Raw genomic sequence first — 25,881 nt, forward strand, 5'->3', positions numbered from 1 at the left:
AACCCAAGCTTACTTAGATTAGAAGTTTAATTTAACACCGGCGTAATACGAGCGGCCTGTTAAATCATACGCACTACCATTTGTTAAAGTACCTTGTTGCTGATACTTATGACCAGCCGTTAGGTGTGGTGGCTGCTCGTCAAATAAGTTAGTGATACCAAAGTAAGCATTGATTTGGTTAGTAAAGTTATAGCTAAAACGCACATCGTTATAAAGACGTGAGTCGATAGAGTTAAGCTCTTCTGTTAATACGGTATTATCGTTACGGTCTTTGGTTTCATCCCAGTAACGTACTTGCCAGTACACATTGAACTCATTAATTGTGTACGATGCATTAACGTTAAAACGCAGCTCTGGGAACATTACTTCGCCAGCTAGCTCTTGTTTGTCACCCGTTTCGAGTCCTGTAATGCTATAAGTGTCTAAGATGTTTGCTGCAAAGCCTACATACAAATCGCCATCACCTAAGTCGGTCATGTATGACACATCAATATCAAGGCCTCTTGTTTCAATGAGGTTTTCGTTACCAGATGCTGCATTTACTTCAAGTGCTGCACCTGAACGTCCATCACGGCGTACTAAGCCGCCACATTGTGCATCAAAATTGCTAGGATCTGCAGAGTAACAACGATTTAAGATAACGGTACGGTCAGTTTTAGCGATGGCATCATCAATCTTAATGTCGTAATAATCAAGTGACATTTGTAAGCCAGAAATCGACTCTGGAGTAAAAACAATACCCGCAGTGAAGGTATCAGCTTTTTCTTCTTTAACATCGGTAGAGCCGCTTAATAAACCTGCGGTATTTTGGCGCTCTACTTGCGTTAAGTTAAACGCGCCATCGTTATCAATACGATCTGAAATCGCATCAATTGAACGACAGTTAACGGCGATATTACCGCTATCGGCATTAGTTACTCCGTTACAAGGGTCGGTTATTAGTGCTGCAGTTGCAGTACCACCAGCAAACAAGTCACTTACGTTAGGAGCACGTACTGCAGTTGCCATAGCACCACGTAGGCGAATACTATCGGTTATTGGTGCATCTAAGCCAATAGTCCAGTTAGTAGTGCTACCTACAGACGAGTAATCGCCAAAACGTACTGCAGCAGATAAGCTTAACTTTTCATGCAGTGGAATATGTAACTCACCAAATACGTCAACAACATCAAATGAGCCTTCGGTTTTAGCAATTGCTGCACCGCGTACAATACCCGCTTGGCGTAGTGGATCTGGTGTTTCATGGCCTTTTTCTTCGCGGTATTCTACACCACCAGCAAAACCAATAGTGTCTACGTCGTTACTAACGGCATAATCTAATCGACCAGCAACAACGGCGGTTACTACCACTTGCTCAATACTACCTTCTAGGTTGGTATCAGCTGATAAGTAATCTACTGCTTCAGGCGAAATGCCATTAAGCGAGAACGGGTTAAATACAACACAGCCGTTAATGCGTGCAATATCATCAGCACATTGGAATCCGCCAGCGCCATTATCTTCAACATTTAAAGCAAAGCGAGCACGGTCAAGGTTAATATCGCCATGGTTAGTTTGCTTTTGGTCTGTAACGCCATAAGTGCCGCTTACTTTTAAGTAAATATCATTTGAAATATCATATTCATATTCGCCAGCAACTCTAAATGTGCTACGGGTGTTCTCCGCGCCACGGTCACCAAATTCATATAGGCGTCTAAATGTTAAGCTTGCATCATCAAGACTATTAATGCCGTCGGCAAGTAAGTTATTGCCAAGTGCAGTACCTGCAAACCAAGGGTGCGTTGCAATATCAATACCTGTAGTACCACCTTTAGATAACTTAAAAATGTCGTTGCGGGTATCAAGTGGAATAGGCTCATAACGAGCTCGTGAATCTACACGCGCGTAGTTAGCAGTAAAGTTCATCCGCGATTTTTCGTTTAAATCCAGTGATAAACCAGTGGCAACAAAGTGGCGTGTTAGTGGCGCTACCATAGAGCGATAATCGTGAAAGTTAAACGCATCAGATGTTGCGGGATCATCGGTACGGGTAAATAAGCTACCGTCACCATTGTATTTATCAATACGGCCACCAAAAACATGCGAAGAACCCACAAACTGAGACGTATCTAGTATGCCATCGCCATTGGTATCAACAGCATCTTTGTGCACGCGTGAATAGTCACGATCGCCAGCCATTAAGCCATCATCTTCAGAGTAACCAACGGATAACCAAGCATTACCGTCATCAAAGTTTTTACCAATTGAAAATTCGATATCTCTTGTGTCTTTATCACCTTCGCCACTGCGTCCGGCTTGTGCTTTAAAAGCGACACCGTCAAAGTTTTTCTTAAGGATAATGTTAACCACACCTGCAACTGCATCAGAGCCATAAGCAGCAGATTGACCGCCGGTAAGTACTTCAATACTTTGGATCATAGTGGTAGGAATTGTGTTTAAATCAACACCGTAGCCAGAGCCAACAGACATGCCAGAAACGTAACGCTTACCATCAACTAGTACTAAGGTACGCGAAGATCCTAAGTTACGTAAAGCAACGGTATTTAAGCCTGAATCTTGCTCACTGATATTTGAGCTTGCCGAGGTTGTATCACCCACTACTGAGGGCATTCTAGCTAGTAGGTCACCCACGTTTACTGCGCCAACACCTTCAATATCATCGGCGTCTAATATTTTTACCGGTGAAGCAGATTCGAAGTCACCTTTACTAATATATGATCCAGTTACAATTATTTTTTCTACTTTTGCTTCTGCTTTTACATTGTCTGCATCTGCAGCTAATGAATAAGTTGTTACCGAAGCAATACTGATCGCCAGTAGTGATTTAACAAGTGTTTTTGATTTCAACATGGTATCCCCAAAAATTTATAATTATTTTTTAAATGTTTATTCATAACTCGCTTTGCTCGATAACAGCAAAATAACACAACAAAGCACTGAAGTTACAAGTACGCCATTAACCTGTTATACCAGCGTACCACTTGAGTGTTTTAAATGTCAAAGTTAAAATCTGTTTTTTAACTGGTTGTTTACATGTTTGGCGCTATATTGTTAATTTTATTTAGGTTATTCATATAAAATTTTATATGCGGCTATTAACACTGTAAATGTGGCTAGCAATGAGCTAGCCGAAGGCGTTATGAGGTAATTATGAAGAGAGTTATAAGGGGCTATTTGCGCTTTATGCGTCGTTATTTTGTAAACTAATGCGCGTAAATGAAATAGCACTATAGTTATCGCGTTCAAACATCACGCCTATCTCGTTATTGCTTAACTGGCAAATAGAAGAGTAGCCAAATGAGCCATTATAAACACATGCTATGTGTTGCCAGCTTGTAGCGTCATCTAGGCTTATTTTTAGAGTGCCTTGAATGCGTTGTGACTGGTTTTCTGGGCCGCAATATAATAGTCCGCTGTGTTTAGCGTCGTGTTGTAAGCTAATAATACTGCCCTGACATTCAGGCTCGGTTAAATCGGGGGTGTCTTGCAGTGGTGTCCAACTAATACCGCCATCTTCACTAAAGGCAGTTTTACGCAGGTGATTACCATGGTAACTGCGAGCATTAAGTAGTACCCGACCATCAGCAAGCTCGGCCATTTGTGTTTCATTAGCGTGCTCAGCTATTGCAGCAGGGGCAACCTCACCGTATTGCCACTGATGTCCACCATCGTCACTATACACAGCATATACTTTCATATTATCCCAAGGGCCTTGGGTAAATGGCATTACAATACGGTTTTTATAGCTCCCGGTGCGCAGTTGAATACCTATGCCTGGGCCACCAGCGTAGCAGGTAACCTCGGTTGGGCGTTTTACTTGGCGGGTAACATCTACCCGTGCAGACCAATTGAGTCCGCCATCGCTGCTGCGTTGTACAAAGGTGCGGCAAATTCGCCCTTGGTAGCCTGACTCTACCGCGCCTTCGTGAACATTAGATGGAAAGTTTTGTCCTGCATGAGATACCCACGCAGCGGGGTTTTCAACTTGTTCCGGTGTGGTGTATGGGTACTCTTGGTACATTAATACTATATCGCCTGAGCCAGCATCAATTACAACCAAAGGATTATTTAAGGCATTATCGCCAGCATCGGCTACCAGAATTTGATCGCTCCAGCTTGTGCCGTTATCTTGGCTGGTTTTTAGTACAATTTTATTGTGAGCATGGTCTGACAATATCGCACGTGCTTCGCAAAATGCGAGTAGTTTTCCATCTGGCATAGGCAATAATGCCGGAATACGATAACTACCAAAACCATCTGTTTCGGCCTCAAAAATATTGCTGATCACTGTGGTATTTGTCAGTGAAGGTTGCACAGTACTCATTTAAAACTCCTCGGCTGCAAGGGTTGCATAATAGTGGTTTAAACGGCTGCAGCTAGCCGATCACTTCATAGTATGAATAGTTAAGCCGCTAAGGTTATTAGCCGGTTGTTTGCTAAATAAGGCGCTGGCAACATAGCCAACAAAAATACAGCTAACTATGCCAATGGTGCCAAATAAATAGCCTTCTACTAGCTCAAATATCCATGCAAACATCATAGTAATTACGCCAAAAAATAACCCAACCATGGCACCAGAGGCATTGGCTCGGGTACTAATTATACCCAAAATAAATAGCCCACCGAGTGCACCCATAAACATACCTACCACTTTAAAGTACTCCTCCATTAACGAGCGGATTTCGGGGCTAATAAATAATAAGCCAACTAAAGTACCAAAAATGCCTACCAATAGAGTTAACAGTCGCGCTGCATTTAGGTAGCCTTTTTCACTGCGGCAAAGGTTAAAAGGGCGCATAAAATCGGTTACTAATGTGGTCGACATTGAGTTCATACTGGTTGATACGGTAGATTGTGCAGCAGCAAAAATGCCAGCAATAATAAGCCCTGCAATGCCAATAGGTAGCTCACTGGAAATAAAAGCAGGAAATATTTGGTCAATTTGCTTGGTTGGATCGAGCTTTTCAGGATTCGACTGGTAAAAAACATATAAACCAGTACCAATAATAAAAAACAATACAGATGCTACCGGTGCCATAATACCGTTAGTCCAAATTGATTTGCGGGCAGAGGCCACATCTTTAGTGGTCATGTAGCGTTGTACAATAGATTGATCGGCTGTATAAGTTGATAGATTTTGCCCTATACCGCCCAGCACAATTACCCAGATAGAGAGCTTAGTGAAACTATCCATACTGAAGTCTATATCTAGGGTTTTAAACTTGTCATTGGCGATACCACTGCGAAATATTTCCGCTATGCCACCATCAACACCGCTGACAATATAAGCAAAGCATAATAGCGCACCTAAAAGCAGAACCACGGTTTGTATGGTGTCGGTCCAAATAACAGCTTCAATACCACCGAGTGTGCAATATATTAAGCTCAGTACTCCAATGATCAGCACGCACTGCCAAGCATCAAAAGGAGTTACAGCTGCAAGCGCAAGGGCAGTTAACGCCATAACAATACCCATGCGACTAATATGAAACAGGGTAAATAAGCCACTGGCAAACAGGCGCACCGGCATATTAAAGCGCAGTGATAAAAACTCATAAGCACTGGTGGCATCTATTTTACGAAAGAACGGCATAGCAACATAAGCTGCAATAGGCGTTACCGCTAAAATCATCCAAATACCGCCCCAATATAACCAGTCGGTTCTGTAAACAATGGCAGGAATACCCACAAAGGTCAGCGAGCTGAGCATAGTTGCGTACATTGAGCAGGCATTAGCCCACCAAGGAATATTTTGGCCACCGCGAAAGTAGTCGTTCACGTTTTTGTTTTTAAACACGAAGTACACGCCAATTAGCACCATAGCAAACAAGTACACAACCAATACTGTCATATTTTGCCAGCCAAAGGCGTCACTCGCTTCGGCAATTGCTGCTACTTGTAGACTACTATTAAATTTATTGGCTTGATGAACGAGTATTTTTCCATCCCAAGGTAATACTGCCATTGAGGTTGCCGTTTGCTGAACAGGCATAGCCAAAAGCTGTGGATCAATGCTGTCATATTTTGCCCACACATTAGTGATGGCGTTATAGCTCAGCACCTGTGTTTGGTTGGCGCTACTGGCAAAAAGTAAAAAATGAGACTGGCCAATTGCCAGTGCATTACCAGAGCTCAACTGTAAATTAGGTAACTCACTGTTAAACCCGCTTTGTGGCGTCCAATGTGGTTGTGAATCGTCTGCCTTATATTTCCATAGTGAACTTTGGCTGTCGGAATTTGGCATTTCTAAAGCAAATAATACATCTCCACGGCCGTCATTTTGGCTAACTAATGTAATTGATTGCGGGCGAGGCGTTAATTTATGCCAGTTTGCCGCTGCAGTATAGTGCTTTGGCTCACTACCTTGGGTGAAAGCAGCTAGCGCTGTTGTGGATAAATCAAGCGCATAAAGTGCAGTGGTTTTACCTGTGTCAGTTGCCGTTATCAGTACATATAAGGTACTACCAACAAAGGCAGCAGAACCTTCACGCATAGGAATAGGTAGCGCAGGCAGTGTATGCATTTCTATGTCAGATGCCTGGTTACGACGCACTAGCAAAGTGTCGTTAAAGGTATGAGTTTCATCACTGCCACCAAGCAGTACTATGCCATTTTCAAAAGAGGCAGAGGCTCCATATGCACGTGGTGAAGGCAGCTTTATGGCAGCTTTTTTCCAATTTAAAGCACGTGGCTGATTAGGGTTTTGCTCCCCAAACCATATTGAACTGAGGTATTTGGGTGTGCTATTTCGGGAGTTGTTAGTACTTATTCCGCCAGCAATTATCAGTAATTCATTATGTACCCCAACTAAAGGAGCATAACGAGAAACGGCTTCTACTGGCGCGGCTTGCTTACTCCAGTGTAGAGCAACGCGCTCGCCAGCATATGCATGAGAAGTTAAGCCAAGCAAGATTGCCAAGAGGCAAAAAATAACATGTAAAGCTCGCAATGAATGAGTGCGTAAGCGCATTGAAAAAAGACGATGCATAGCGGGTATTCCTATTATTTTTAGCAGAGTTTAATACACAAAGATGGATAACACTGTTTCGGATGTATACCTGTTATACCAGTTGTTATTTTCTAAATCTAGCAATACAAGGTAAATGGGGTGAATTAATTGTTGGTGTTGTAGTCGGTAGGTAAATAAATGTTGTGCAGGGCAACGCTGATTTATTAATAATATTGGCCGCAGCTAGTACTTAGCGCGAGATAGTGTGCGGGTTGCTGAGCATGTATTAGCAAGTGCTCAGCATATTTTAATAAAACAGCTATTAGCTTAAAAAAAACATGCAGTAAAAGGAAGGTTGTTACATCAGGTTACTTCGTAACTTAGTTATTTACCTTAACGGGCACGGTAAATTCGGCAATAAATAACGCATTATTATTTTTAAGAGTGAGCGAACCTTGGTACTTTTCGGCGATGCTGGCCACAATTGATAGGCCAAGCCCAGCGCCGTTTGCTGCGCCTTTACGCCAAAAACGAGTTGCCATATTAGCTAAGTCAGCTTGGTTAATATAGGCGTGGTTACCAATGGTTATTTTTAGTGCTGTGGCTGTTAAATTAGCGGCTAAAATGACTGGTGTATTCGCTTTGCTGTACTTAAATGCGTTATCAAGTAAATTACGACACACTATAGTGAGCATGGCACTGGGAATACAGTACACTGGCTGGCTTGCTGTTATATTATAGGTTAAGCGGGCGTTATTGTTGTTTGATTCTGTTACCACAGTAGTAATTAACGAATCAAGCTCCCAAGGCTCTGTAATGTTTAGCGGCGTGTCGGCATCTACATGGGCTAACACCAGTAGATTGTCTAAAATAGTATTTAATCTATGCGCACTTTTTTTAGCTTGCCCTAGTGCTTTTTGCTGGGTGGTATCTTGCGTAAGCTCAGCTAATTGTATTTGCGCTAAAATGCCGGCTAGTGGGGTTCTTAGCTCATGCGCGGCATTACTGGTAAAGTGTTTTTCGCGGCTGATCCCTTTTGCTAAGCGGGCCATTAAGGCATTTTGGCTAGTTATAAGCGGTTGCAGTTCTTTTAAAGGCTGGTTTAACTGTATCGGTTCTAAGTCGTGACTGCCGCGTTTTTCAAGCGCGTGTATTAATAACTTTATTGGCCGTATTCCTGTGCCAATTGCAAACCAAAGTAATATTAGGGCAACAAAAATAGCTAACGCCGGTGGAATGAGTATGCTAATGAGTAAGTCGTGATAGAGCACATCGCGCTCGGCCACTTTATCGGCAATGGTAATTTTATATTGCGCAGTAATTAAGGTGAATGTACGCCACTGCGCTTGCTCAGAGCTTAAATAACTAAAACCTTGGTTTAAGCTAGGCTGATTGGGAAACGATTGGCTGTTACTGCTGGCAATTATACTGCCTTGCAGGGAGCTTATTTGACAGGTTAGGCCTTTTTCAGTGTTTACCCCACTGGCATTTATAATATCAGGGAGGCTTTTACTGAGCGCATCTTTGGGTACGTGGGCTAAAATGTTACCTAACATAAAAGCGGTTGAGCGCAGGCGCTGATCAAAGTTAACCTCTAACTTATTGTTTAACCCCGATATCATCCACACACTGGCGATAAGCCAAAAGCCTAAAAATACCGCTGCAACCAATACCGTTAACCGCAAACGCAAGCTCATTAGTGGCTCACCTCTATTGTGCCTAATCTAAAGCCTAGGCCACGTATGGTTTCTATTGCCGGTGCGCCTAGTTTTTTACGTAAATTAAAAATATGTACGTTAAGTGCGTTACTCGCTACATCATCGCACACGCCATAAAGTACATTTTTTAACTGGCTTTGGGTTAAAATTTGTTGCGGACTATTTAAAAAGGTTTGCAGTAATAAGTCCTCGTTACGTGACAAGGAAACAAGCGTGCCATTGAGTAATACTTTATGTTGCTCTAAATCGTATTGCAGTGCGCCGTGAGTAATTGTATTGCTGAGCCTATCGCTTGCGCGGCGCTTTAAGCTTAATAGCCGCGCTAATAACTCTCTTAAATCAAAAGGTTTTACCAGGTAGTCGTCGGCGCCTTTTTTTAATCCAATAACTTTGTCATCTATGGTATTGCTGGCGGTAAGAATAAGCACGGGTAGCGAAAAACGATTGTCACGCAGCCAGCTTAACCAGTTAATGCCATTACCATCGGGTAGGTTTAAATCAAGAATGCATAAATCAAAATTGCTCGATTGCATATAAGTAGTGGCTGCGCTTAGTGTACTAACGTGCTCAACGGCTAGCCCTTGGTGGGTTAAGTAAGTACAAATAGCGTCGGCTATTACGTCATCATCTTCCACTAACAATACAAACATACTCGCTACCCTGTTTAAAACACCCTAGCTAGAATACCTGTTTCCATTGGTGAAGTAACTGCTATGTGCTTATTTACTATTAATTTTTGCTCTTAATATTGGCTTAATTAACGCTTTGTATACTATAGCGGCTAACCGTATTTAAAGAAGATTTATAGCCATGTTAAGTATTTCACTCGGGCCGTTTGTTATTGCCATTTCGCAGCTTATTATTTTATTAGGCTTAGGCGTATTTTGGTTGCTTACTTATTTACAAACTCGTAAGCAACCACAGCAAAAAGCAATTTTAGACACGGTATTTAAAGCATTTGTAGTGGGCTTTATTGTTGCGCGATTAATGTTTGTTTTGATTATGTGGGATGCGTATCAAGAAAACTGGTGGCAACTCATAAATATAAGCGATGGCGGCTTTATGCCTACCTATGGTTGGGTGGCGGGTGCGCTTGTGTTGGCGCTGTATGCGCGAGGCAAAAAAGCAGTGCTGAAAACCTATTTCATAGCGGCTATTGTCGCGTTGTTTACCATTATGGTGCCTACCTTTGCTGCCTCTATTTATAAAGCTGGGGTTGAGCTGCCACAATCTGCGGTATATAACCTGCGTGGTAAAGAGGTTGATTTACAGTCATTTAAAGGCAAACCTGTCGTTATTAACTTTTGGGCGTCGTGGTGCCCACCGTGTCGTAAAGAAATGCCGGTATTACAGGCTGCGCAAAAAAACAATCCTAATATAGCTTTTGTTTTTGTTAACCAAGGAGAGGATTTATTTACGGTACAAAAATTTATTAATGCTGAGCAGCTCGACTTACGCAATGTGTTTTTTGATCAAAACAGTAATGTAAGTCGTGAATCAGGAGCTGCTGGGTTACCAACCACGCTTTTTTATAGCAGTGATGGCAAATTAGTAACCAGTCACATGGGAGAGCTCTCACACGCGAGTTTGCGTTATTACATGCAAGCTATAAATCAACAGTCTGCACAATAAGGATGCCTCATGAAGTTAATTTATTTATTGCCATTACTTGCGTTTACCTCGCCCATATTGGCTCAACAAAAAGCACTGCCAGCACCCCTTAAGTTAGTTACTGAGCAAGGCGGCGAAATAGTCAGCGAGTTTGCAGCGCCTGCCAACATGAAAGGCTATGTTGCCGACTTTAAAGGCCAAGTTATTACTTTATATATCACCGCCGACGAGCAATATTTATTTACCGGCCCTATGCTTGACGCCAATGGTAATAATGTAGGAGAGCAAGCGGCAAACGACTACGCCACAGGCCCTAAAGCGCAAAAAGACTGGCAAACATTAGAGAGTAGCCATTGGATAGTCGATGGTTCAGCCAAGGCAAAGCGAGTAGTTTATACTTTCACTGATCCAAACTGCCCGTACTGCAGACAGTTTTGGCAAAATGCGCGTCCTTGGGTGGATGCGGGTGAGGTACAAATACGCCATATTTTAGTGGGTATTTTAAAAGCCGACAGCTTAGGCAAAGCGGCGGCTATTATGAGTGCAAGCAACCCTGAAGAAGTGTTAAAAAAGTTTGAAAACGATAATTTAGCGCGTACATTACAGCCGCTAAAAAATCCACCTGAGCACATAAATGCGCAATTAATGAAAAACCATCAAATAATGATGGGGGTTGGTGCCAGAGCCACCCCCGCTACTTTTTATCACGATGCTAATGGTGCGGTAAAAATGCAAATGGGGTTACCGCCTGCGCCATTAATGACTGAGATCCTCGGCCCACTGCCAAGTAAGCCAACCAAGTAAACAACCAACCAAGTACATAGTGTGCAACGTCAAGCCGGTAAAAGTTTTACCGGCTTTTTTATAAATAACGTTAAACATTGTTACACTTTGTTATTTACATAAGCTATTCAGTAAGTTATCAACATTATTAATCGGCCATTAAGTTTGGCGCTGTAGACTTAGCAGCAATTTTTGACCCGCTATTGACCTTTATTGATAGCGCTGCCGCTAAGTATCAAAAGCGCATAAAATGGAACCGTACACTGTCATGAGTACTTGCAATAATCGCCCCTTTTCACTACCAGCATTAACATTTATAAAATCAGCACTGTGTTTATCTGTTTTATCTGCCATAGGTAGTGCGTATGCGGCGCAACCAGCCCTCACAGCTAAAAATAATGCCGATATAGAAGTAATAGAAGTACGCGGTATTCGCTCCAGTATGGCCGAAAACCTCGACATTAAACGCATGTCTAGCTCAGTTGTTGATGCTATAACCGCAGAAGATATTGGTAAGTTTCCAGATAAAAACGTAGCCGACTCATTGCAACGTATACCAGGGGTAATGATTGAGCGTGATGGCGGCGAAGGCGCATCGGTAAGTATTCGTGGTTTGTCGTCTGAGCTTACTTTTACTCAGCTTAACGGTAATTTTATTGCCTCGTCACCAGGCGAGCCTTCGCGTTCGTTTGATTACACGCTACTTCCTTCAGCCATGATAGCCAGTGTTGAGGTATATAAATCGCCCGAAGCGCGTTTAGATGAAGGTGGTGTAGGTGGCACAGTATTAATGCATAGCCGTAAGCCGCTTAGCATGGAGGCAAACTCTGGAGTACTCAATGTTGAAGGTACTTACAGTGATGTAACGCAAAACAGTGAGCCACAACTAACCGGTTTATATTCTTGGAAAAACGATGCAGAAACGCTTGGTTTTTTAGTAGGGTATACTCGCCAAGAGCGCACCAACCGTACCCTCTCTGGTGGCACCGATGCCAATGTGTGGCGCTACACGGGCGATGGCCAACCGGTAGATGTAAATGGTAATGCGGTAAATAACAATAATAGCTGGGATACAATTACCGATACCAATGGTAATAATTATGATGGCGTGTGGTTTCCACAAGTCGTGCGCGGCTCGGTACTTAATGAAAAACGTGAACGTGAAGGCATACAGTTTAGTACGCAGTGGCGTCCAACCAATCGTGTAGAAATAGGATTAAACTATTTTGGCTTTACGCTGGGGCAAAACAGAACTGAGTCGGTTATTGATATGCCAGAGTGGTCGTTAAATCCCGATTACCTAACCGATGTGAACTTGGATGAATCGGGCACGATTGTTAATGGTATGCAGTTTGATGCTACAGCGAGTGGCGCACAAGGTGACATGCAGTTTCCGTGGATGCGTGGCAGTTATGTTCGTGAGGAGTCGAGTTCAGATACCTTCGATTTTAATTTAACTTACGAAGGTGATGATTTTAAAGCGCGCTTTGTTGCGGGCAATACTCGCTCAAAAGGCGGCCCAGAAGAAAGCTGGGAGGCCGCCTATAAAAGCTCAAATGCCAGCGAAAACCCAACAACCATTGAAAACGCAGCGCAAAATGCTGGTTGGCAACTTGGTAAAAACGATGTAACCCTCAATATAGACCCAAATACACTGGCTAATTTACTCAGTGGCGTAGGCGGTGGGCGCGATCCGGGTTCATCAAACTCAAGCTTTGTACGCAGCGAGCTTGAAGAAAGTTACTACCAAGGCGATCTAGATTTTTACACCGATTGGGGTTTTTTAACAGCCATTAAAACCGGCGTAAAATACCGCGAAGCCACATTGCACCGCGAAACCGGTAATACCTTCTTTTTAGATCCTCGTTTTGATATTGCCGCCGGGGAAGCCAAAGAGGGCGGCATAACCCGCTTTGATAGTTACCAGTGGAATAACGGTATGCCGGCAGCGCAAGATGTTTTTATTAACCAAGGCAATATTGCAGGGGGCTTTAATATAAACCAAATGCCCAGTATTGATTGGGATAAATACCGCGATATGATTACCAGTAACTACGTGCCTTACACCCGTATGGAAGACAACTTTGTATACGATATAGAAGAAAAAATAGCGGCTTTTTATCTGCAAGGTGACTTTGAATTTAATCAAGTTAGAGGTAATTTAGGGGTACGGGTTGTACGCAGCAAAACCATGAGTGCTTCTACCGATTTATATACCTACTTTTTAGATCATACCAATGATGAAACAGGGGAGCCTGTTACCGGTGATGATCGCTCAGTCGAGGATTACCAACTTGTAGTGCAACAAAACACCGACACCCAAGTACTGCCTAGCTTTAACATTGCCTGGGATGCCACAGATGACTTAGTTATTCGTGGCGCGGTTGCTAAAGTAATGTCGCGCCCCGATTATGCTGATTTAGGCGCGCAGCAACGCATTAGTTATATTTCAGACGAGTGGGCAGCCGACAGAGCCGATTTTAACGAGCAACCTGGCTTTAGTGGCAGTGGCGGTAATAAAAACTTAAAATCGTTTATATCGGTACAAGCCGATTTATCTATCGAATACTATTACGCTGAAGGCTCAGCAATTGGCTTAGCGCTGTTTCATAAAAAAGTTGATAACTTTGTAGTGCCAGTGGTAATTAACGCCCAACAAAACTTTGCTGGTAAAGACGGTATTGTAGAGGCGGGTAATATAAATATTACTCCTTACAGCACAGTAGGTAATGGCACTAACGCGGTATCTAAAGGAGCCGAGGTGTTTTTGCAACATGCCTTTGATAGCGGCTTTGGTTTTTACGCTAACTACACCTATAACAAAACCAATAAAGCAGAAGTAACCGTAGATGGCGAAGCATTTGGACAATCGCCACTGATCGGCAGTGCTAAGTATCAATATAATACTTCGGTTTATTTTGAGGGTGATGATTTTAACATACGTGCCTCATACAATAAGCGCGGCGAAACGGTACTGGGCTTAAATAGTGGCTTAAACGTGTACCAAGACCCATACGATCAGGTTGATGTTAATGCCTCAATTAACTTATACGAAGGCCTTAGTTTTACCGCAGCAATTATAAACTTAACCAAGTCAGAGTCGGTTACCCGTTTAGGTAACGATAGTGACGCACGGTTACTAAACTCAAGCTACTCGGGCAGGCGTTATTACGCTGGGTTTAACTACAGCTTTTAAACTGCTCCCTAAAGCAACTTTTAATAAGCCGGCTTAAACATAAAGTTGGCTTATTATTTGTGTTTACCTTGTTTCTTAACGGTATGAATACTATGATGAATTTATAATTAAAATTGAGTAATCACCGCGAGTAACTAATATTGATAACCTATCAGCCTTTAATTAATGACTCTGCGTCCTTAATCGAATTTACCCGCATTTATTTAGCCGTTTTTTATACCTTTGTAGCGGGGTTCTACACCGTTAGAATACTCTATAAAAACAGCAATACACCATCGGGAGTAATTTTTACAGGGAAAAAATACTGCGCTAATTGGTGGAATCACCTCGTTTTTCGTTTTTTTAGAGCTGCTATTTGGTTGGTGTGCGTTGTAAGAGTATTTATACCTGCAACCGATAACTACCTCGGAATTTTTTTGCCGTTAAATACATGGCCAGGCGTAATGCTAGGTAATGCTTTATTAACTGTTGGTTTTATATTAACTATGGTGGTGCATTTTAATATGGCATCACTTTGGCGTTCAGGAATAGACCCACAAGGGCCCGATGAGCTAAAAATAAACGGCTTTTATGCATATTCTCGTAATCCTATGTATTTAGGCGTTGCTGCGGCGCAGTTAGGCTTTTTTTTAGCATTGCCGAGTGTGTTTAGCTTAGTGTGTTTACTGGTTGGGCTTACTGCGTTATATCGTCAGGTGTTGATTGAAGAGCAGCATTTAGTGAGCATATTTAACACCCAATATAAAAAATATAAAGAATTAGTACCACGTTGGTTATAGCGCTAAGGCTTAGCAATTATTAGGTTTAACATATAGTTCAATAAATGTTTTTTTAGCAATGGGTCTTGAAAATATATACCCCTGAATATAATCGCAATTGAGCTGTTCTAAAAGTGCGTATTGCTCTTGAGTTTCTACCCCCTCGGCAACCACTTTAACCTTTAAGTTATGGGCCATAGTAATAATAGCTTTAATGAGTGCAATGCTATTGTTATTGCTCTCTATGTCGTTAATAAATGAACGATCTATTTTAAGTATGCTTATAGGAAGCCGCTGTAAATAAGAAAGCGATGAATAACCAACGCCAAAATCATCAATAGCAATATCAATACCTATTGTATTTAAACGTTTAAATTGGCTTTGAATTGGCGAGTCAGGGATCATTAAGGTATTTTCGGTTACCTCAATTAAAATGGTGTGTGCGGCTAATTCATATTGCTTACTTGCCTCGACCCACAAGTCAACCCAGTTGCCGGCACGGTCAATTTCTAATGGTGAGGTATTAACACTAATTTGCATTGGTATTTCACATACGTCATTAAATTCTATGGTATCGCGTATTGCCTGTAATTTTACCCAGCGGCCAATATCACAAATTAAGCCATTTTTTTCAGCGATTGGTATAAAATCATTTGGGCCAATTAAGCCTCGTATAGGGTGATTCCAACGTATTAATGCCTCTGCTTTTTGCACTGTTTCACCATCAATTGAAAAAATAGGTTGGTAGTAAAGCTCAAACTGCTCTTCTTTGAGGGCAACTCTGATTTCTTCTATTAAAAGCCGTTTTTCTATGGCTTGTTCTTCAATAATATACGAGAAAAACTCATAACGATTGCGCCCTTTACTTTTAGATAAGTACATAGCCTGATCAGCGCGTTTTACCAGTTCTTCAACAGTACAACCATCATCAGGGAAAAATGCGAGACCTATACTGGCGGTAATATAAATAGGCTCTTTTTTTATATGGATACATTGAATTAAACTGTTTTTTATTGTTTTAGCGATTTGTTGTGCAGTACTTAAATCGTCAACACCTTCTAAAATAAGTGTAAATTCGTCGCCTCCAAGGCGAGCCACCGTGTCGTTATTGCGCACACAACTTTTTAGTCGAGTTGCTACTTGATGTAACAATAAATCGCCGTAGTCATGGCCAAGGCTATCGTTTACTTCTTTAAAACCATCTAAATCAATCAAAATAAGCGTAAAGGTCATATTTTTAGTGTTTATTAAACTTTGTAGTTTTTCGTAAAAATAGCGCCTATTGGGTAGATCTGTGAGGCCATCTTGATATGCAAATTTGTGGAGTTGTATGTTGGCGCTTTCTAGCTCTTTTGTACGTAAGCTAACTTGTTTTTCTAAGGAGTTTTCTCGTTGCTCTATTGTATATAGCATATCGTTAAAACAAGCGGTAAGTTGGCCTACTTCATCTTCAGAGAGTTGTTTTGCGCGTAAACTATAGTCGTTCGATGTAGTTATTTTATTTGCGGTTTGCGCTAAGTATAAAATAGGGTTTAAAAAACGTCGTCTTAGTAATAACGACAAAAGTAGGCTAATTACAAAGGTAAAAATTATTAATATAATAATAAATTTAGTATAAAACTCGCCTCGATCATTTATGTAACTATTATTCGTGCGTATTTTTAGCTCACCATAATACTGTGAATCTAACGAAAGCGCTGTCGATACTTCAAAGCTGTGCTCAACCGCTTGGCTATGTGCTAACGCGGGCGCTATTGCAAGCTGCTTACCAAAGGCACTATTTACAACAACCGATACAATATCTGAACGAATAAGGATAGGGTTTATTAGTTCTTGTACTGCGTCGGTATCGTCAAACATGAGCGCGGTAGTAATATTGGGGGAGAGTACCTTTAACAGCGAATTTAGGCTTTTAGCTTGCTCTTCTTTAGCATTTGCCATTTCATATGCACTAAATACAATTGTTACTGTAGCAGTTGAAACTAAAGCAACGCTCATTAAAATAAAGAGCAATTTTTTATTCATTGTATTTAACTTAAATAGCTTTCTCATTTGTTATCCCTTAACAATGCGAGCAAGGCGTAGTACTTTTGAGCTCATAGCAATATCTGCTTCTTCGAGTTTTTGAGGGGCAATTTCAAAACGAACTTTACCACCAGCTAAAAAAAACCTAATTTGCCCACCGTTTTTAATAAAATTTTCGGCTTCGCCTACGAGCATAATATTCTTATAAAATAGCTGTTGTGCACTTTGCCAATTTGCTGCTGTACTTGAAGTAATAAACAACATATGACAGCCATTAATTGATATTTGATCCAATGCTACATGTTTATTTTGAATGGGTTGTTTGTTTATTGAACGACCTTTTAAAGTCGTGCTTGCTGTATCTACAAAGTGTTTGTCGGGGCTGCATAAAGTGAAATACTCACGCTGGGAGAGCGAATTATGCCATTGGCTGAATCGTGCAAAATTATATAAAAAAGCAGCTTTCAATTGATACTCTTTTTCCATAGCATAACTACTTGTGCTCGGTAACAGCATTAGTGTTATTAAAAGGCTTTGGGGTAAATATCTTAATTTAAGCATTGTTTTAACTTAAAACGTCAAGGCAATTGTAAGTGAAATACTTTTGTCTATATAAGTTGGTATTGTATACGCTTCGTTTGTGTTGTGAAATTCAAGGTGAGAGTCGGCAAATAAGTTTTTAGCCGATAGTTTGCCTAACCACTGTGAATTTATTTGCCAATTCCAGGTAAGATCCAGTGCAGTGTAGCTATTTGTACCGTATGCGCTAGAATTTTCTGATCGCAATACAGCAAGTATATTATGGCCATTTAGCGGGGTGTAATTGGCTTTAGCAAAAACTTGCCTATTTATTGAGTCATAGCCAATAGTGGGTATTGTATTTGGCGGTAAATCGTAAGTAAAATCGGTATAACTATAACCAAGCTCTGTATTAAGTGTATCAAGGGCTTGCCATGCAAATACAAGATCAAGCCCATCTGTTTTGGCTTCTGCAACAGCAACTAAATCTAAGTTAAGTTGGGTAGTTGTAAGTACTTGAGCTGCTTGTGTGAATTTTCCTGCTTGCAACAGTGCTTGTACTGGAAAAAATTGTGCTACTTGATCAGTCGGATCTGTACTAAAAACCACGACATCTTTTGCATCAGTACGATACGCTGAAAAATCGACAGACCAGTTTGCATCACTAAATCGATAGCCGAGCTCATAAGATAAATACTTTTCTGATTCTACCTTGTCATTGCCGTTTAAAAATGTTGCCACCCTATATTCATCGATTGCAGCAATCCCCGTTGTTGTTTGTAATATTTTGCTTGTTTCGGTTCCGCTTACTTTAAAGTTATAGTCATACTCCAAAAGTGCAGGAATACGTACACTGCGTGAAACAGCGCCCCATGCGAGGTGTTTTTTGGTCAGTTTATAAGTAAACCTTGCAGAGGGTTGGTTTTCCCAACCAGTTAAATCGTTATGATCAAGTTTGGTGCCAATAATTAAGGCGAGCTTTTCTGGAATTAAGTCATACTGAAGTTGTAAAAGGCCCCCATACTGTTTTAAATGCTCAATCCCTTTATCATAATTAAATAGTAAGCCCTCTTTTGATACAACATCGTTGTAACGGTAGCTTAACCCCCAATCTAACTGTAAAGAGTTGTGAATAAAGTTCATTTGATAATCTATATCTAAAGACTCAAAATCTTCTTTTAAATATATTTCGGTACCACGTTGTTTAAGCCACGATACTTGTAACATCTGATTCGCACTGGTAGATATTCTACTATCAATACGAGCCATTAAACGTGAATCGGTTCTTTTAAAGTTTTCGGTAAAAGCTATATTTCTATTTGTTTCATCAACTGCGGCACGTAAGTTTTGAGATAATTTAGAATGAGTTATATCGCCTTGAACTAATATGTTCCAGTTATTACTGGGTGTAAAGTCAGTTCGAAAACCAAGCGAATATTGTTTTTTAGTATCATTGGGAGTAAGTATGTTATCTCGGTAAATACTTTCACGTTTAGAAGCTTGAGTATTATTTAGGTGGCCGTAAACACGGTAACTCCCATTTCTACTGATATCGTCGCCATAACGAAAATTAACGTCACTGTTTACTTGGCTACCAGTTGTAACATCTGTATATCCGCCACGAGTATCAAGGCTATTTTTAGTGATTATGTTAATAACGCCATTATTAGCGTTACTTCCCCATAAGAGCCCGCCTTGTCCACGGATAACTTCTATGCGCTCAATATCGTATAGCGGAACATTAAGCGCTTCCCAATATACAGCTGCAAACTGCGGAGAGTATAAGCTTTGGCCATCAATCATTACCAACAACTTGCTTGAAAAACGAGATGCCACACCACGAGATGAAATAGCCCATTGATTGTTATCTAGTTGCCTTACAATAAGGCCAGGTACCATTTTAAGTGCTTCAGGAACAGACGTTGCTCCCGATTGGCTAATTTGTTCTTTATTTAAAACGTAAATAGATGACGCGGTATCGAAAGCCGATTGTGCTCTTTTCATTGCAGAGGTGGTTTGAACATCCATACCCATTAGAGTGTCAAGCTCTAGGTCGCTGTTATTAAATGTTTGGGCCGCTAAAAGCGGAGTAATGAAAAGTGTTGTTAATAAAAATCGTTGTAAAATACTCACCTAGGCGGCTCCCGCACTAATTAAAAACAGTCATTGGTTTTATAAAAACACACATTAACACATAAAATTAACATGTGTGACTGGCTAAAGCATCCTTTATGCTACTCAAAAGCATAGATGTTATTTTGTAGTAGGCAACTTTTTATATTTAAGCATATAGCCTGCCCGAGCAATTATAGAAAAAACATTTATTATTGTGTGTTAAGAGTAGTTACTATTAAGATCATAGGCTTAGTATTAGATTATGAGGTTAGTCTTATTTTTAATGTCTTATTTGTAAAACGAGCGAGTAAAAATTAACTTTATTTAACAATAAATAAAATGTAACTTTTGTGTATACCGAATACTTAACTAGCTTCACCTTGCTTTAGAGGCAAACAAAGTATGATAAAGAATGAGTTAATAGAACTAGAAGAAGTACTTGATTTAATGCTTGATGCTGTGTGCGTGGTAAATAAAGTAGGTACGTTTGTATTTGTAAGTGCCGCGTTTGAACAAATATTTGGTTATAAAGCTGCCGAAGTAGTAGGCAAGCCTATGATTGATTACGTTTATAAAGGCGATCATAATAAAACTTATAATGCCGTTGCTTCACTTTTGTCGGGCGAAACAACTCATTCACGGTTCGAAAACCGCTGGGTTCGTAAAGACGGTCAAATAATTCATATTTTGTGGTCAGTGTGCTGGTCATCAGATCACCAAGTAAGAATTGCAGTTGCTCACGATATTACCGAGCGAAAAAAAATGGAAGAGCAGCTTTATTATATGGCTGGCCACGATGGGCTTACAGGTTTACCAAATCGCTCATTACTAATGGACAGGTTACAGGCTGCAATAATAAAAGCAGAAAGAGAAAACACACTATTTTCGATATTATTTATTGATATTAATGGCTTTAAAGCTATTAATGATACGTATGGCCACCTTATGGGTGATAAGTTACTGCAACACATAGCACAGCGGCTTTTAAGCGTAGTAAGAGAATACGATACAGTAGGGCGCTTAGGCGGAGATGAGTTTTTGATTGTGCTAGAGGGCTTAAGTAGCGCTGGCGATACCACGGCCGTTAAAAGAAAAATAATTGGGCAGTTCCAACAGCCATTTAAACTAGATGAGCTATCATTAAATGTATCTCCGAGTATTGGAATTGCAAATTACCCCACCCACGGAGAAACAGACCATCAATTAATAAAACACGCTGATCAAGCCATGTATAAAATCAAAAGAATGAGTGCCAATAGCATAGATTACCCAACTTAAAATTAAACGCTCAAATAATAAAAAAGCAGGCCAGTTAGGTAAGTTAAGTATTTTATGTTACATAACTTAGATTCAAATAGTAAGTGCAGAGGTTAGCAATTAATACGTTATATATTACAGGCGCGGGCGTTAGCGCAGCCAGCGGTATTCCTACCTTTAGAGGTGAAGATGGTTATTGGACTATTGGTAGTAAAAGTTATACACCAATGCAAATGGCCACACGCGCTATGTATCAAAACGCCCCTAAAGAGTTTTTAGCTTGGTATTACCACAGGTTTGCAACGTATAGAAACCACGGCCCTAACGACGTACATTATTGGCTAAAAGATAAAAACCTAATAACGCAAAATATAGATGGGCTTGATGGTAAAGCAGGAAATAAAAACTATATTGCAGTTCATGGCAGGTTAGATCAAATGACCCTGTTTCATCAGCAAGGCGAAAACGTAGAAACGGTGATTACCCCTTGGGATAAGGTAGATGAGGCTCATTTACACAACTCATTATTTGAGGTGTTTAATATTCAAAACCAAGCGCCAGTGCTTAATCACTCTTTTAAACCGTTTGTATTATTATTTGATGAATACTACACCGAGTTATATAAAATTAGCGAAGCACAACAACGCATGGTCAATGCCGATAAAATTGTATTTATGGGTACATCGTTTAGCGTTAACATTACCCAAATGGCGCTGGAAATAGCCCGCGAATACAATATTGCGTTAGAAGTTGTAGATCCACACCCAGCACATATTTTACATCCAAATGTAAGTTATAAAAAAATGACCGCGCTTGAATATATTCAGAGTAATTAAAGTTTTAAACCGAGTGTTAGCTCCTTATAAAAACAGCAAGATTATAATAATAAAGAGATATAAATTAGTGACTTAACTGAAAAAGCTAATCTATCAATATTATTGGTCGAGCCTTCAGAAGTGCAGCAAAAACTGATCATAAAATCATTAATACAAAGTGGTGTAAAACAAATAGAAACCGCCACTACACAAACCCAAGCTTTAACCCTGCTTGCAAATTACCAACCAGATTTAGTTATTAGCAGTATGTACTTAGCTGACGGCACCGCCGATTCACTGCTACAAAACATTAGATCGAACCCGCGCACAGAGCACCAAGCATTTATGTTGGTATCGAGCGAGCGTAATAAAAAGTATCTTGAGCAATTAAGGCAATCGGGCGTGTTAGCTATTTTACCTAAACCCTTTACCAGCGAAGCCATTACCCGAGCGCTTAAAGCTACCTTAGATATAATTAGCGAACAAGAAGTAGAGCTTGAACACTTTGATGTTACTTTGCTGCGCGTATTAGTGGTTGACGATAGCCGCTTTGCTCGTAAACATATTATTCGGGTGCTTGCTGGTATGGGAATACCTGCGCCGGTAGAGGCTGAGAATGGCAAACAAGCAATTGAGCAGCTAAACGAGCAAGCGTTTGACTTAATAGTAACCGATTACAATATGCCGGAAATGGATGGCCGAGAGCTAACAGCAGCGGTTAGAGGCTCAAATAGCTATTCTCATATTCCTATTTTAATGGTGAGCTCAGAAGCCAATGAAACCCACCTAGCAAACATCTCTCAAGCCGGAGTGGATGCCATATGCGACAAACCGTTTGAACCAGCAACAGTGAGAGATTTACTATTTAAAATAATGTCTTAACAAGTTTAAGCAAGTACTCGAAGAAATAGCAGTATTTTAAGTTATTATCCGGAGCTCAGGTTTATTACTTTACCCCTAATATTTAGGGTATAAAGCAATAAAGAGACAATTTTATTTTTGCTATTTATATACTAAAGTATAAAGGTTAGTAACTCCTGACTACTTTAGCTAAGGACACATTATGTCTGATCCCGATATCAATAATCTCAATAGTAAAGACGCTGCTGGTGAGCAAATAGAGGCAATTGTTGCAGCAAAAAAAATGGCTATAGATGAAATTCTCAAAGAAAAAAGAATTGCAATTGCAGAGATCAGAGCTGAAATGGACTTAGCTATAGATGAAATACTCTGTGAGTCGGACAACCCTGAAGAAGGGCTTAAAGTTAATGATATGGCCGAAGCAGTTAAAAGAAAACGCAAAAAAGGCAAAAGAGACAGTGATAGAAGAGTGCGCGATGCTGATTACGACAGCCATGAGAAAAAGCACCGTGAAACATAAAATTAATAGTACCAGCGTTGGTTATTGTAATGGTTCAATGGTGAGTTAATTACCCAGATCACCTTATACATGCAACATTACTTATGCAAAAGGCCAATTTTATTGGCCTTTTGCATACTTATTACCAGAATTAAAGCTAGGCTAAAGAGTAGGGTGGCAGAGTTAATTAACCTGCTCTTGGGTTAATGGCATTAAACATAATTAGTTGGCTCACTGGTAGAAAACATTAAATAATAATCTTACAGCTGCCCTAACCTGTAAATAAGCAATGCGGTTTTTTTTATGTTTTTATCAAGGCTAGTTAAATCGGCAGTTTCGTTTTTAGTGTGCGCGCCACTGCCCATTAAGCCCAAGCCATCAAGTGCCATATTAACATGGCTTGCGGCAAACGAAATATCCGCAGCGCCTGCATTGCGTGGATTGGCTGCCACTACTTTGTTGTAACCTAAATCGTGGCTCGCATCGCTGTATAATGCTAATAGCTTTTTATTGCCATCGGTTAATGCCATTGGCGGGTAGCCGTCTTCAAAAATAAGCTCTGCTTTACTGCCATTTAAACTATTACTAGCTATGAGTTGCATTGACCTTTTTGCGTTTTCTAATTGTTTTGGTGAAAGTGCGCGTAAATCGCCTGCTATATGTACGGTTTGTGCTATTACATTACTTTTACCAAACGCAGTTGCTGACGAATTAGCGCTGTCGTAGTCGGCATTTGTGCCACCCACAATAAGCCCTGGGTTAAAAGTTAAATTAGGTTGTGTGGCAAGTTGTTCTCTAAAGCTATTTAAAATACGCGATGCTTCGTAAATAGCGCCATAGCCTACATTATCACTAAATATTTGCGACGAATGCGCCGCTGCAGCACTTACGTTTAGCGTCCAGCCGGTATAACCACGGCGCGCCGCCATGGCGGTTTTAATATTGTTATCGCCATTTTCAAAGCCTAAAGCAACGTCTGCCCACATTGCCGCATCAACAATGGCTTGTTTAGATAAGCTAAGCGGACGACCGCTGCTTTCTTCATCGCCAGTGAGTATTACTTTTATGCTTACATTTTCAAGTAAGTTAAGCGCTTGCAAGCTTTTAAGTGCGGTAATTATTATCGTGTTACCGCCTTTCATATCGGCAACGCCTGGGCCACTGGCTGTATCGGCATCAAGCTGTTTGTAGGTTGTAAAATCATCGTGTTTGGCAAAGACTGTATCTAGATGGCCGATCATCAGTATTTTTATTGCATCGGGGTTTTTACTCTCAAAGGTTGCTAATACATGCCCTGCGCGGTTAAACGCACTGCCATCCAGCCATTCTACTTTAAAACCAATAGCTTTAAGCTGCTCGCTTGTCAGCGCGCCTACTTTTTTTACACCTGCAATATTAAGCGAACCGCTATTAATATTTACAGCTTGCTCTATTTCTTTAAGTGCTTGAGGAATATTTTTATCGACCTGTTTTACTATTTCACGCTCGTTTTTATCAAGCGCAGCATGACTTATAAGCGGTAAGGTACTAGCAAGTGTGAGTATTAGTGCATGGCTAAATTTTAAAAATGACATAACAGCATAATAAGTGAGAAATAAGAGTATTTAATATGAAGTAAAATTAATTAGGATTCAATAGGAGTAGATTGTGATTTTTAACTAATTTTATAAGCAATAACGAGTTACAAGTTTAAGAGTTATAGGGTGAACGCGTTATTGGTTTAAACACAGGTATTTAAATATAACCACTTAATTAATAATCAACGGGTATAACTAATCAGCTATACGTCTGATATTACTGAACTCCACCATTTTGGGGTTTTGCTACATTTAGAAAAGGTAAGGCGAAGCTAACTAACTGTTTACAGTTGTTTATTTTATAGCTTGGTTAAGTTGTTGTAATATAGGAATATTTCGGTTTGTGAAATGACAAATATCGTAGGCTAATTTTTAGTCGTGTCGTTGTAACCTCCGGCTACTGTGATACTATAGTGATACATTACTTAAGTTCTAGATAGGATTTTTTATGAAAGTTGAGCTAGTTACGACTCTTAAACGCCAAGCTACTAAAATATTAGCTGATCTTCATACTTCAAAAGAGCCTGTGTTAATTACAGAACATGGTAAACCATCTGCTTATCTAGTTGATGTTGATGATTATGAATTCATGCAACAACGAATAGCAATCCTTGAAGGTGTAGCGCGCGGTGAACAAGCTATTAAAAATGGCCATTTATTCTCTAATCAAGAAGCAAAAGAGAAAATGAGTAAATGGCTGAAATAATATGGACATCTCCAGCTCTCGATGATTTAAATTATGTTGCTGAATATATTGCTTTAAGTAATCTGATTGTGGCTAAAAAATTGGTTCAAAAAGTATTTGAGAAAGTATCAAGGTTAGAAAATCATCCAGAATCAGGTAAAAGGCCTGCTGAGCTAAATAACTTAAACTACCGAGAAGTTATTGTTAATCCGTGTCGTATTTTCTATAAAATTGAAAATGATAAGGTTTATATTTTACATGTAATGCGACAAGAGCGAGATTTACGCAGGTTTCTTTTACAGAATTAAATACGGTTAACAAGTAAATCCACTAGTATGAAAATTTGGCTGAATCCATCTTGATTACTAAGAAAATCGCAAATTAAAATAGAGCGACAAGTGCAGTTTAAAAAATATAACAGGGCTTTTAAACGACCAAAATTTTTCTCTCAAACAGCTCTCAGCCCATATTTAGGACAAGCAACCATTAGGTTTAACACCATTAGCATTAAAC

At 40.2% G+C, this 25,881-nt stretch carries 19 protein-coding genes; 10 read left to right on the forward strand and 9 right to left on the reverse strand.

Annotated features, from left to right (window positions below; translation table 11 throughout):
* Window positions 1-18 precede the first annotated feature (18 nt).
* The 5 genes from I6F41_RS04765 to I6F41_RS04785 all read right to left on the reverse strand — a co-directional run bounded on the left by I6F41_RS04765 (window position 19) and on the right by I6F41_RS04785 (window position 9,317).
* Complete coding sequence (locus tag I6F41_RS04765) at window positions 19-2,850, reverse strand: TonB-dependent receptor plug domain-containing protein (protein WP_197107802.1); 2,832 nt, start codon at window positions 2,848-2,850, stop codon at window positions 19-21.
* Between the two features lie 331 nt (window positions 2,851-3,181).
* On the reverse strand, window positions 3,182-4,324 hold the full coding sequence (locus I6F41_RS04770) for a sialidase family protein (RefSeq protein ID WP_197107804.1): 1,143 nt from the start codon (window positions 4,322-4,324) through the stop codon (window positions 3,182-3,184).
* Between the two features lie 60 nt (window positions 4,325-4,384).
* Window positions 4,385-6,988: a sodium:solute symporter family transporter gene (locus I6F41_RS04775; RefSeq protein WP_197107806.1), complete on the reverse strand. Its 2,604-nt coding sequence runs from the start codon at window positions 6,986-6,988 to the stop codon at window positions 4,385-4,387.
* A 341-nt stretch (window positions 6,989-7,329) separates the two neighbouring features.
* Window positions 7,330-8,646 (reverse strand): histidine kinase dimerization/phospho-acceptor domain-containing protein, encoded by a 1,317-nt coding sequence (locus tag I6F41_RS04780; protein ID WP_197107807.1) that lies wholly within the window; start codon window positions 8,644-8,646, stop codon window positions 7,330-7,332.
* Window positions 8,646-9,317 (reverse strand): response regulator transcription factor, encoded by a 672-nt coding sequence (locus I6F41_RS04785; protein WP_086999058.1) that lies wholly within the window; start codon window positions 9,315-9,317, stop codon window positions 8,646-8,648. Before I6F41_RS04785 ends, I6F41_RS04780 begins: the two co-directional genes overlap by 1 nt.
* Window positions 9,318-9,477: 160 nt before the next feature.
* Between I6F41_RS04785 and I6F41_RS04790 the strand changes: the two genes are divergently transcribed.
* From I6F41_RS04790 to I6F41_RS04805, 4 genes are all read left to right on the forward strand, one after another.
* Complete coding sequence (locus I6F41_RS04790) at window positions 9,478-10,299, forward strand: TlpA disulfide reductase family protein (RefSeq protein ID WP_182683748.1); 822 nt, start codon at window positions 9,478-9,480, stop codon at window positions 10,297-10,299.
* A gap of 9 nt (window positions 10,300-10,308) precedes the next feature.
* On the forward strand, window positions 10,309-11,082 hold the full coding sequence (dsbG, locus tag I6F41_RS04795; protein WP_197107808.1) for a thiol:disulfide interchange protein DsbG: 774 nt from the start codon (window positions 10,309-10,311) through the stop codon (window positions 11,080-11,082).
* A 247-nt stretch (window positions 11,083-11,329) separates the two neighbouring features.
* Window positions 11,330-14,257, forward strand: coding sequence for a TonB-dependent receptor (locus I6F41_RS04800; protein WP_197107809.1), 2,928 nt, complete (start codon window positions 11,330-11,332; stop codon window positions 14,255-14,257).
* 143 nt (window positions 14,258-14,400) lie between these two features.
* Window positions 14,401-15,036, forward strand: coding sequence for a methyltransferase family protein (locus I6F41_RS04805; RefSeq protein WP_197107890.1), 636 nt, complete (start codon window positions 14,401-14,403; stop codon window positions 15,034-15,036).
* Between the two features lie 9 nt (window positions 15,037-15,045).
* Here I6F41_RS04805 and I6F41_RS04810 read toward each other — a convergent pair whose 3' ends face one another.
* From I6F41_RS04810 to I6F41_RS04820, 3 genes are all read right to left on the reverse strand, one after another.
* Complete coding sequence (locus tag I6F41_RS04810) at window positions 15,046-17,067, reverse strand: EAL domain-containing protein (protein WP_197107810.1); 2,022 nt, start codon at window positions 17,065-17,067, stop codon at window positions 15,046-15,048.
* Window positions 17,068-17,070: 3 nt separating this feature from the next.
* A complete protein-coding gene (locus tag I6F41_RS04815) occupies window positions 17,071-17,526 on the reverse strand; it encodes a YfiR family protein (protein WP_231613390.1) in 456 nt (151 codons plus the stop codon).
* A gap of 84 nt (window positions 17,527-17,610) precedes the next feature.
* Window positions 17,611-19,692 (reverse strand): TonB-dependent receptor plug domain-containing protein, encoded by a 2,082-nt coding sequence (locus tag I6F41_RS04820; protein ID WP_331460865.1) that lies wholly within the window; start codon window positions 19,690-19,692, stop codon window positions 17,611-17,613.
* A 384-nt stretch (window positions 19,693-20,076) separates the two neighbouring features.
* Here I6F41_RS04820 and I6F41_RS04825 point away from each other — a divergent pair, with 384 nt between their 5' ends.
* From I6F41_RS04825 to I6F41_RS04840, 4 genes are all read left to right on the forward strand, one after another.
* Entirely contained in the window at window positions 20,077-20,952 is an 876-nt protein-coding gene (locus tag I6F41_RS04825) for a sensor domain-containing diguanylate cyclase (protein ID WP_182683743.1), read from the forward strand.
* 98 nt (window positions 20,953-21,050) lie between these two features.
* On the forward strand, window positions 21,051-21,767 hold the full coding sequence (locus tag I6F41_RS04830) for an SIR2 family NAD-dependent protein deacylase (protein WP_197107895.1): 717 nt from the start codon (window positions 21,051-21,053) through the stop codon (window positions 21,765-21,767).
* 63 nt (window positions 21,768-21,830) lie between these two features.
* Entirely contained in the window at window positions 21,831-22,628 is a 798-nt protein-coding gene (locus I6F41_RS04835; RefSeq protein ID WP_197107897.1) for a response regulator, read from the forward strand.
* A 181-nt stretch (window positions 22,629-22,809) separates the two neighbouring features.
* On the forward strand, window positions 22,810-23,127 hold the full coding sequence (locus I6F41_RS04840) for a hypothetical protein (RefSeq protein ID WP_182683741.1): 318 nt from the start codon (window positions 22,810-22,812) through the stop codon (window positions 23,125-23,127).
* A gap of 239 nt (window positions 23,128-23,366) precedes the next feature.
* Here I6F41_RS04840 and I6F41_RS04845 read toward each other — a convergent pair whose 3' ends face one another.
* Window positions 23,367-24,680, reverse strand: coding sequence for a M20/M25/M40 family metallo-hydrolase (locus I6F41_RS04845; RefSeq protein WP_197107812.1), 1,314 nt, complete (start codon window positions 24,678-24,680; stop codon window positions 23,367-23,369).
* 451 nt (window positions 24,681-25,131) lie between these two features.
* Here I6F41_RS04845 and I6F41_RS04850 point away from each other — a divergent pair, with 451 nt between their 5' ends.
* Both I6F41_RS04850 and I6F41_RS04855 read left to right on the forward strand, forming a co-directional pair.
* The gene (locus tag I6F41_RS04850; RefSeq protein ID WP_011329809.1) at window positions 25,132-25,389 is read left to right on the forward strand and encodes a type II toxin-antitoxin system Phd/YefM family antitoxin; all 258 of its coding nucleotides are present in this window, start codon (window positions 25,132-25,134) and stop codon (window positions 25,387-25,389) included.
* Window positions 25,377-25,676 (forward strand): type II toxin-antitoxin system RelE/ParE family toxin, encoded by a 300-nt coding sequence (locus tag I6F41_RS04855; protein WP_011329810.1) that lies wholly within the window; start codon window positions 25,377-25,379, stop codon window positions 25,674-25,676. The genes I6F41_RS04850 and I6F41_RS04855 overlap by 13 nt, the downstream gene beginning before the upstream one ends.
* The last annotated feature ends 205 nt before the right edge of the window (window positions 25,677-25,881 follow it).

It is taken from the genome of Pseudoalteromonas sp. SCQQ13, assembly GCF_015864415.1.
In the GTDB taxonomy this organism is placed as follows: Bacteria; Pseudomonadota; Gammaproteobacteria; order Enterobacterales; family Alteromonadaceae; genus Pseudoalteromonas; species Pseudoalteromonas nigrifaciens.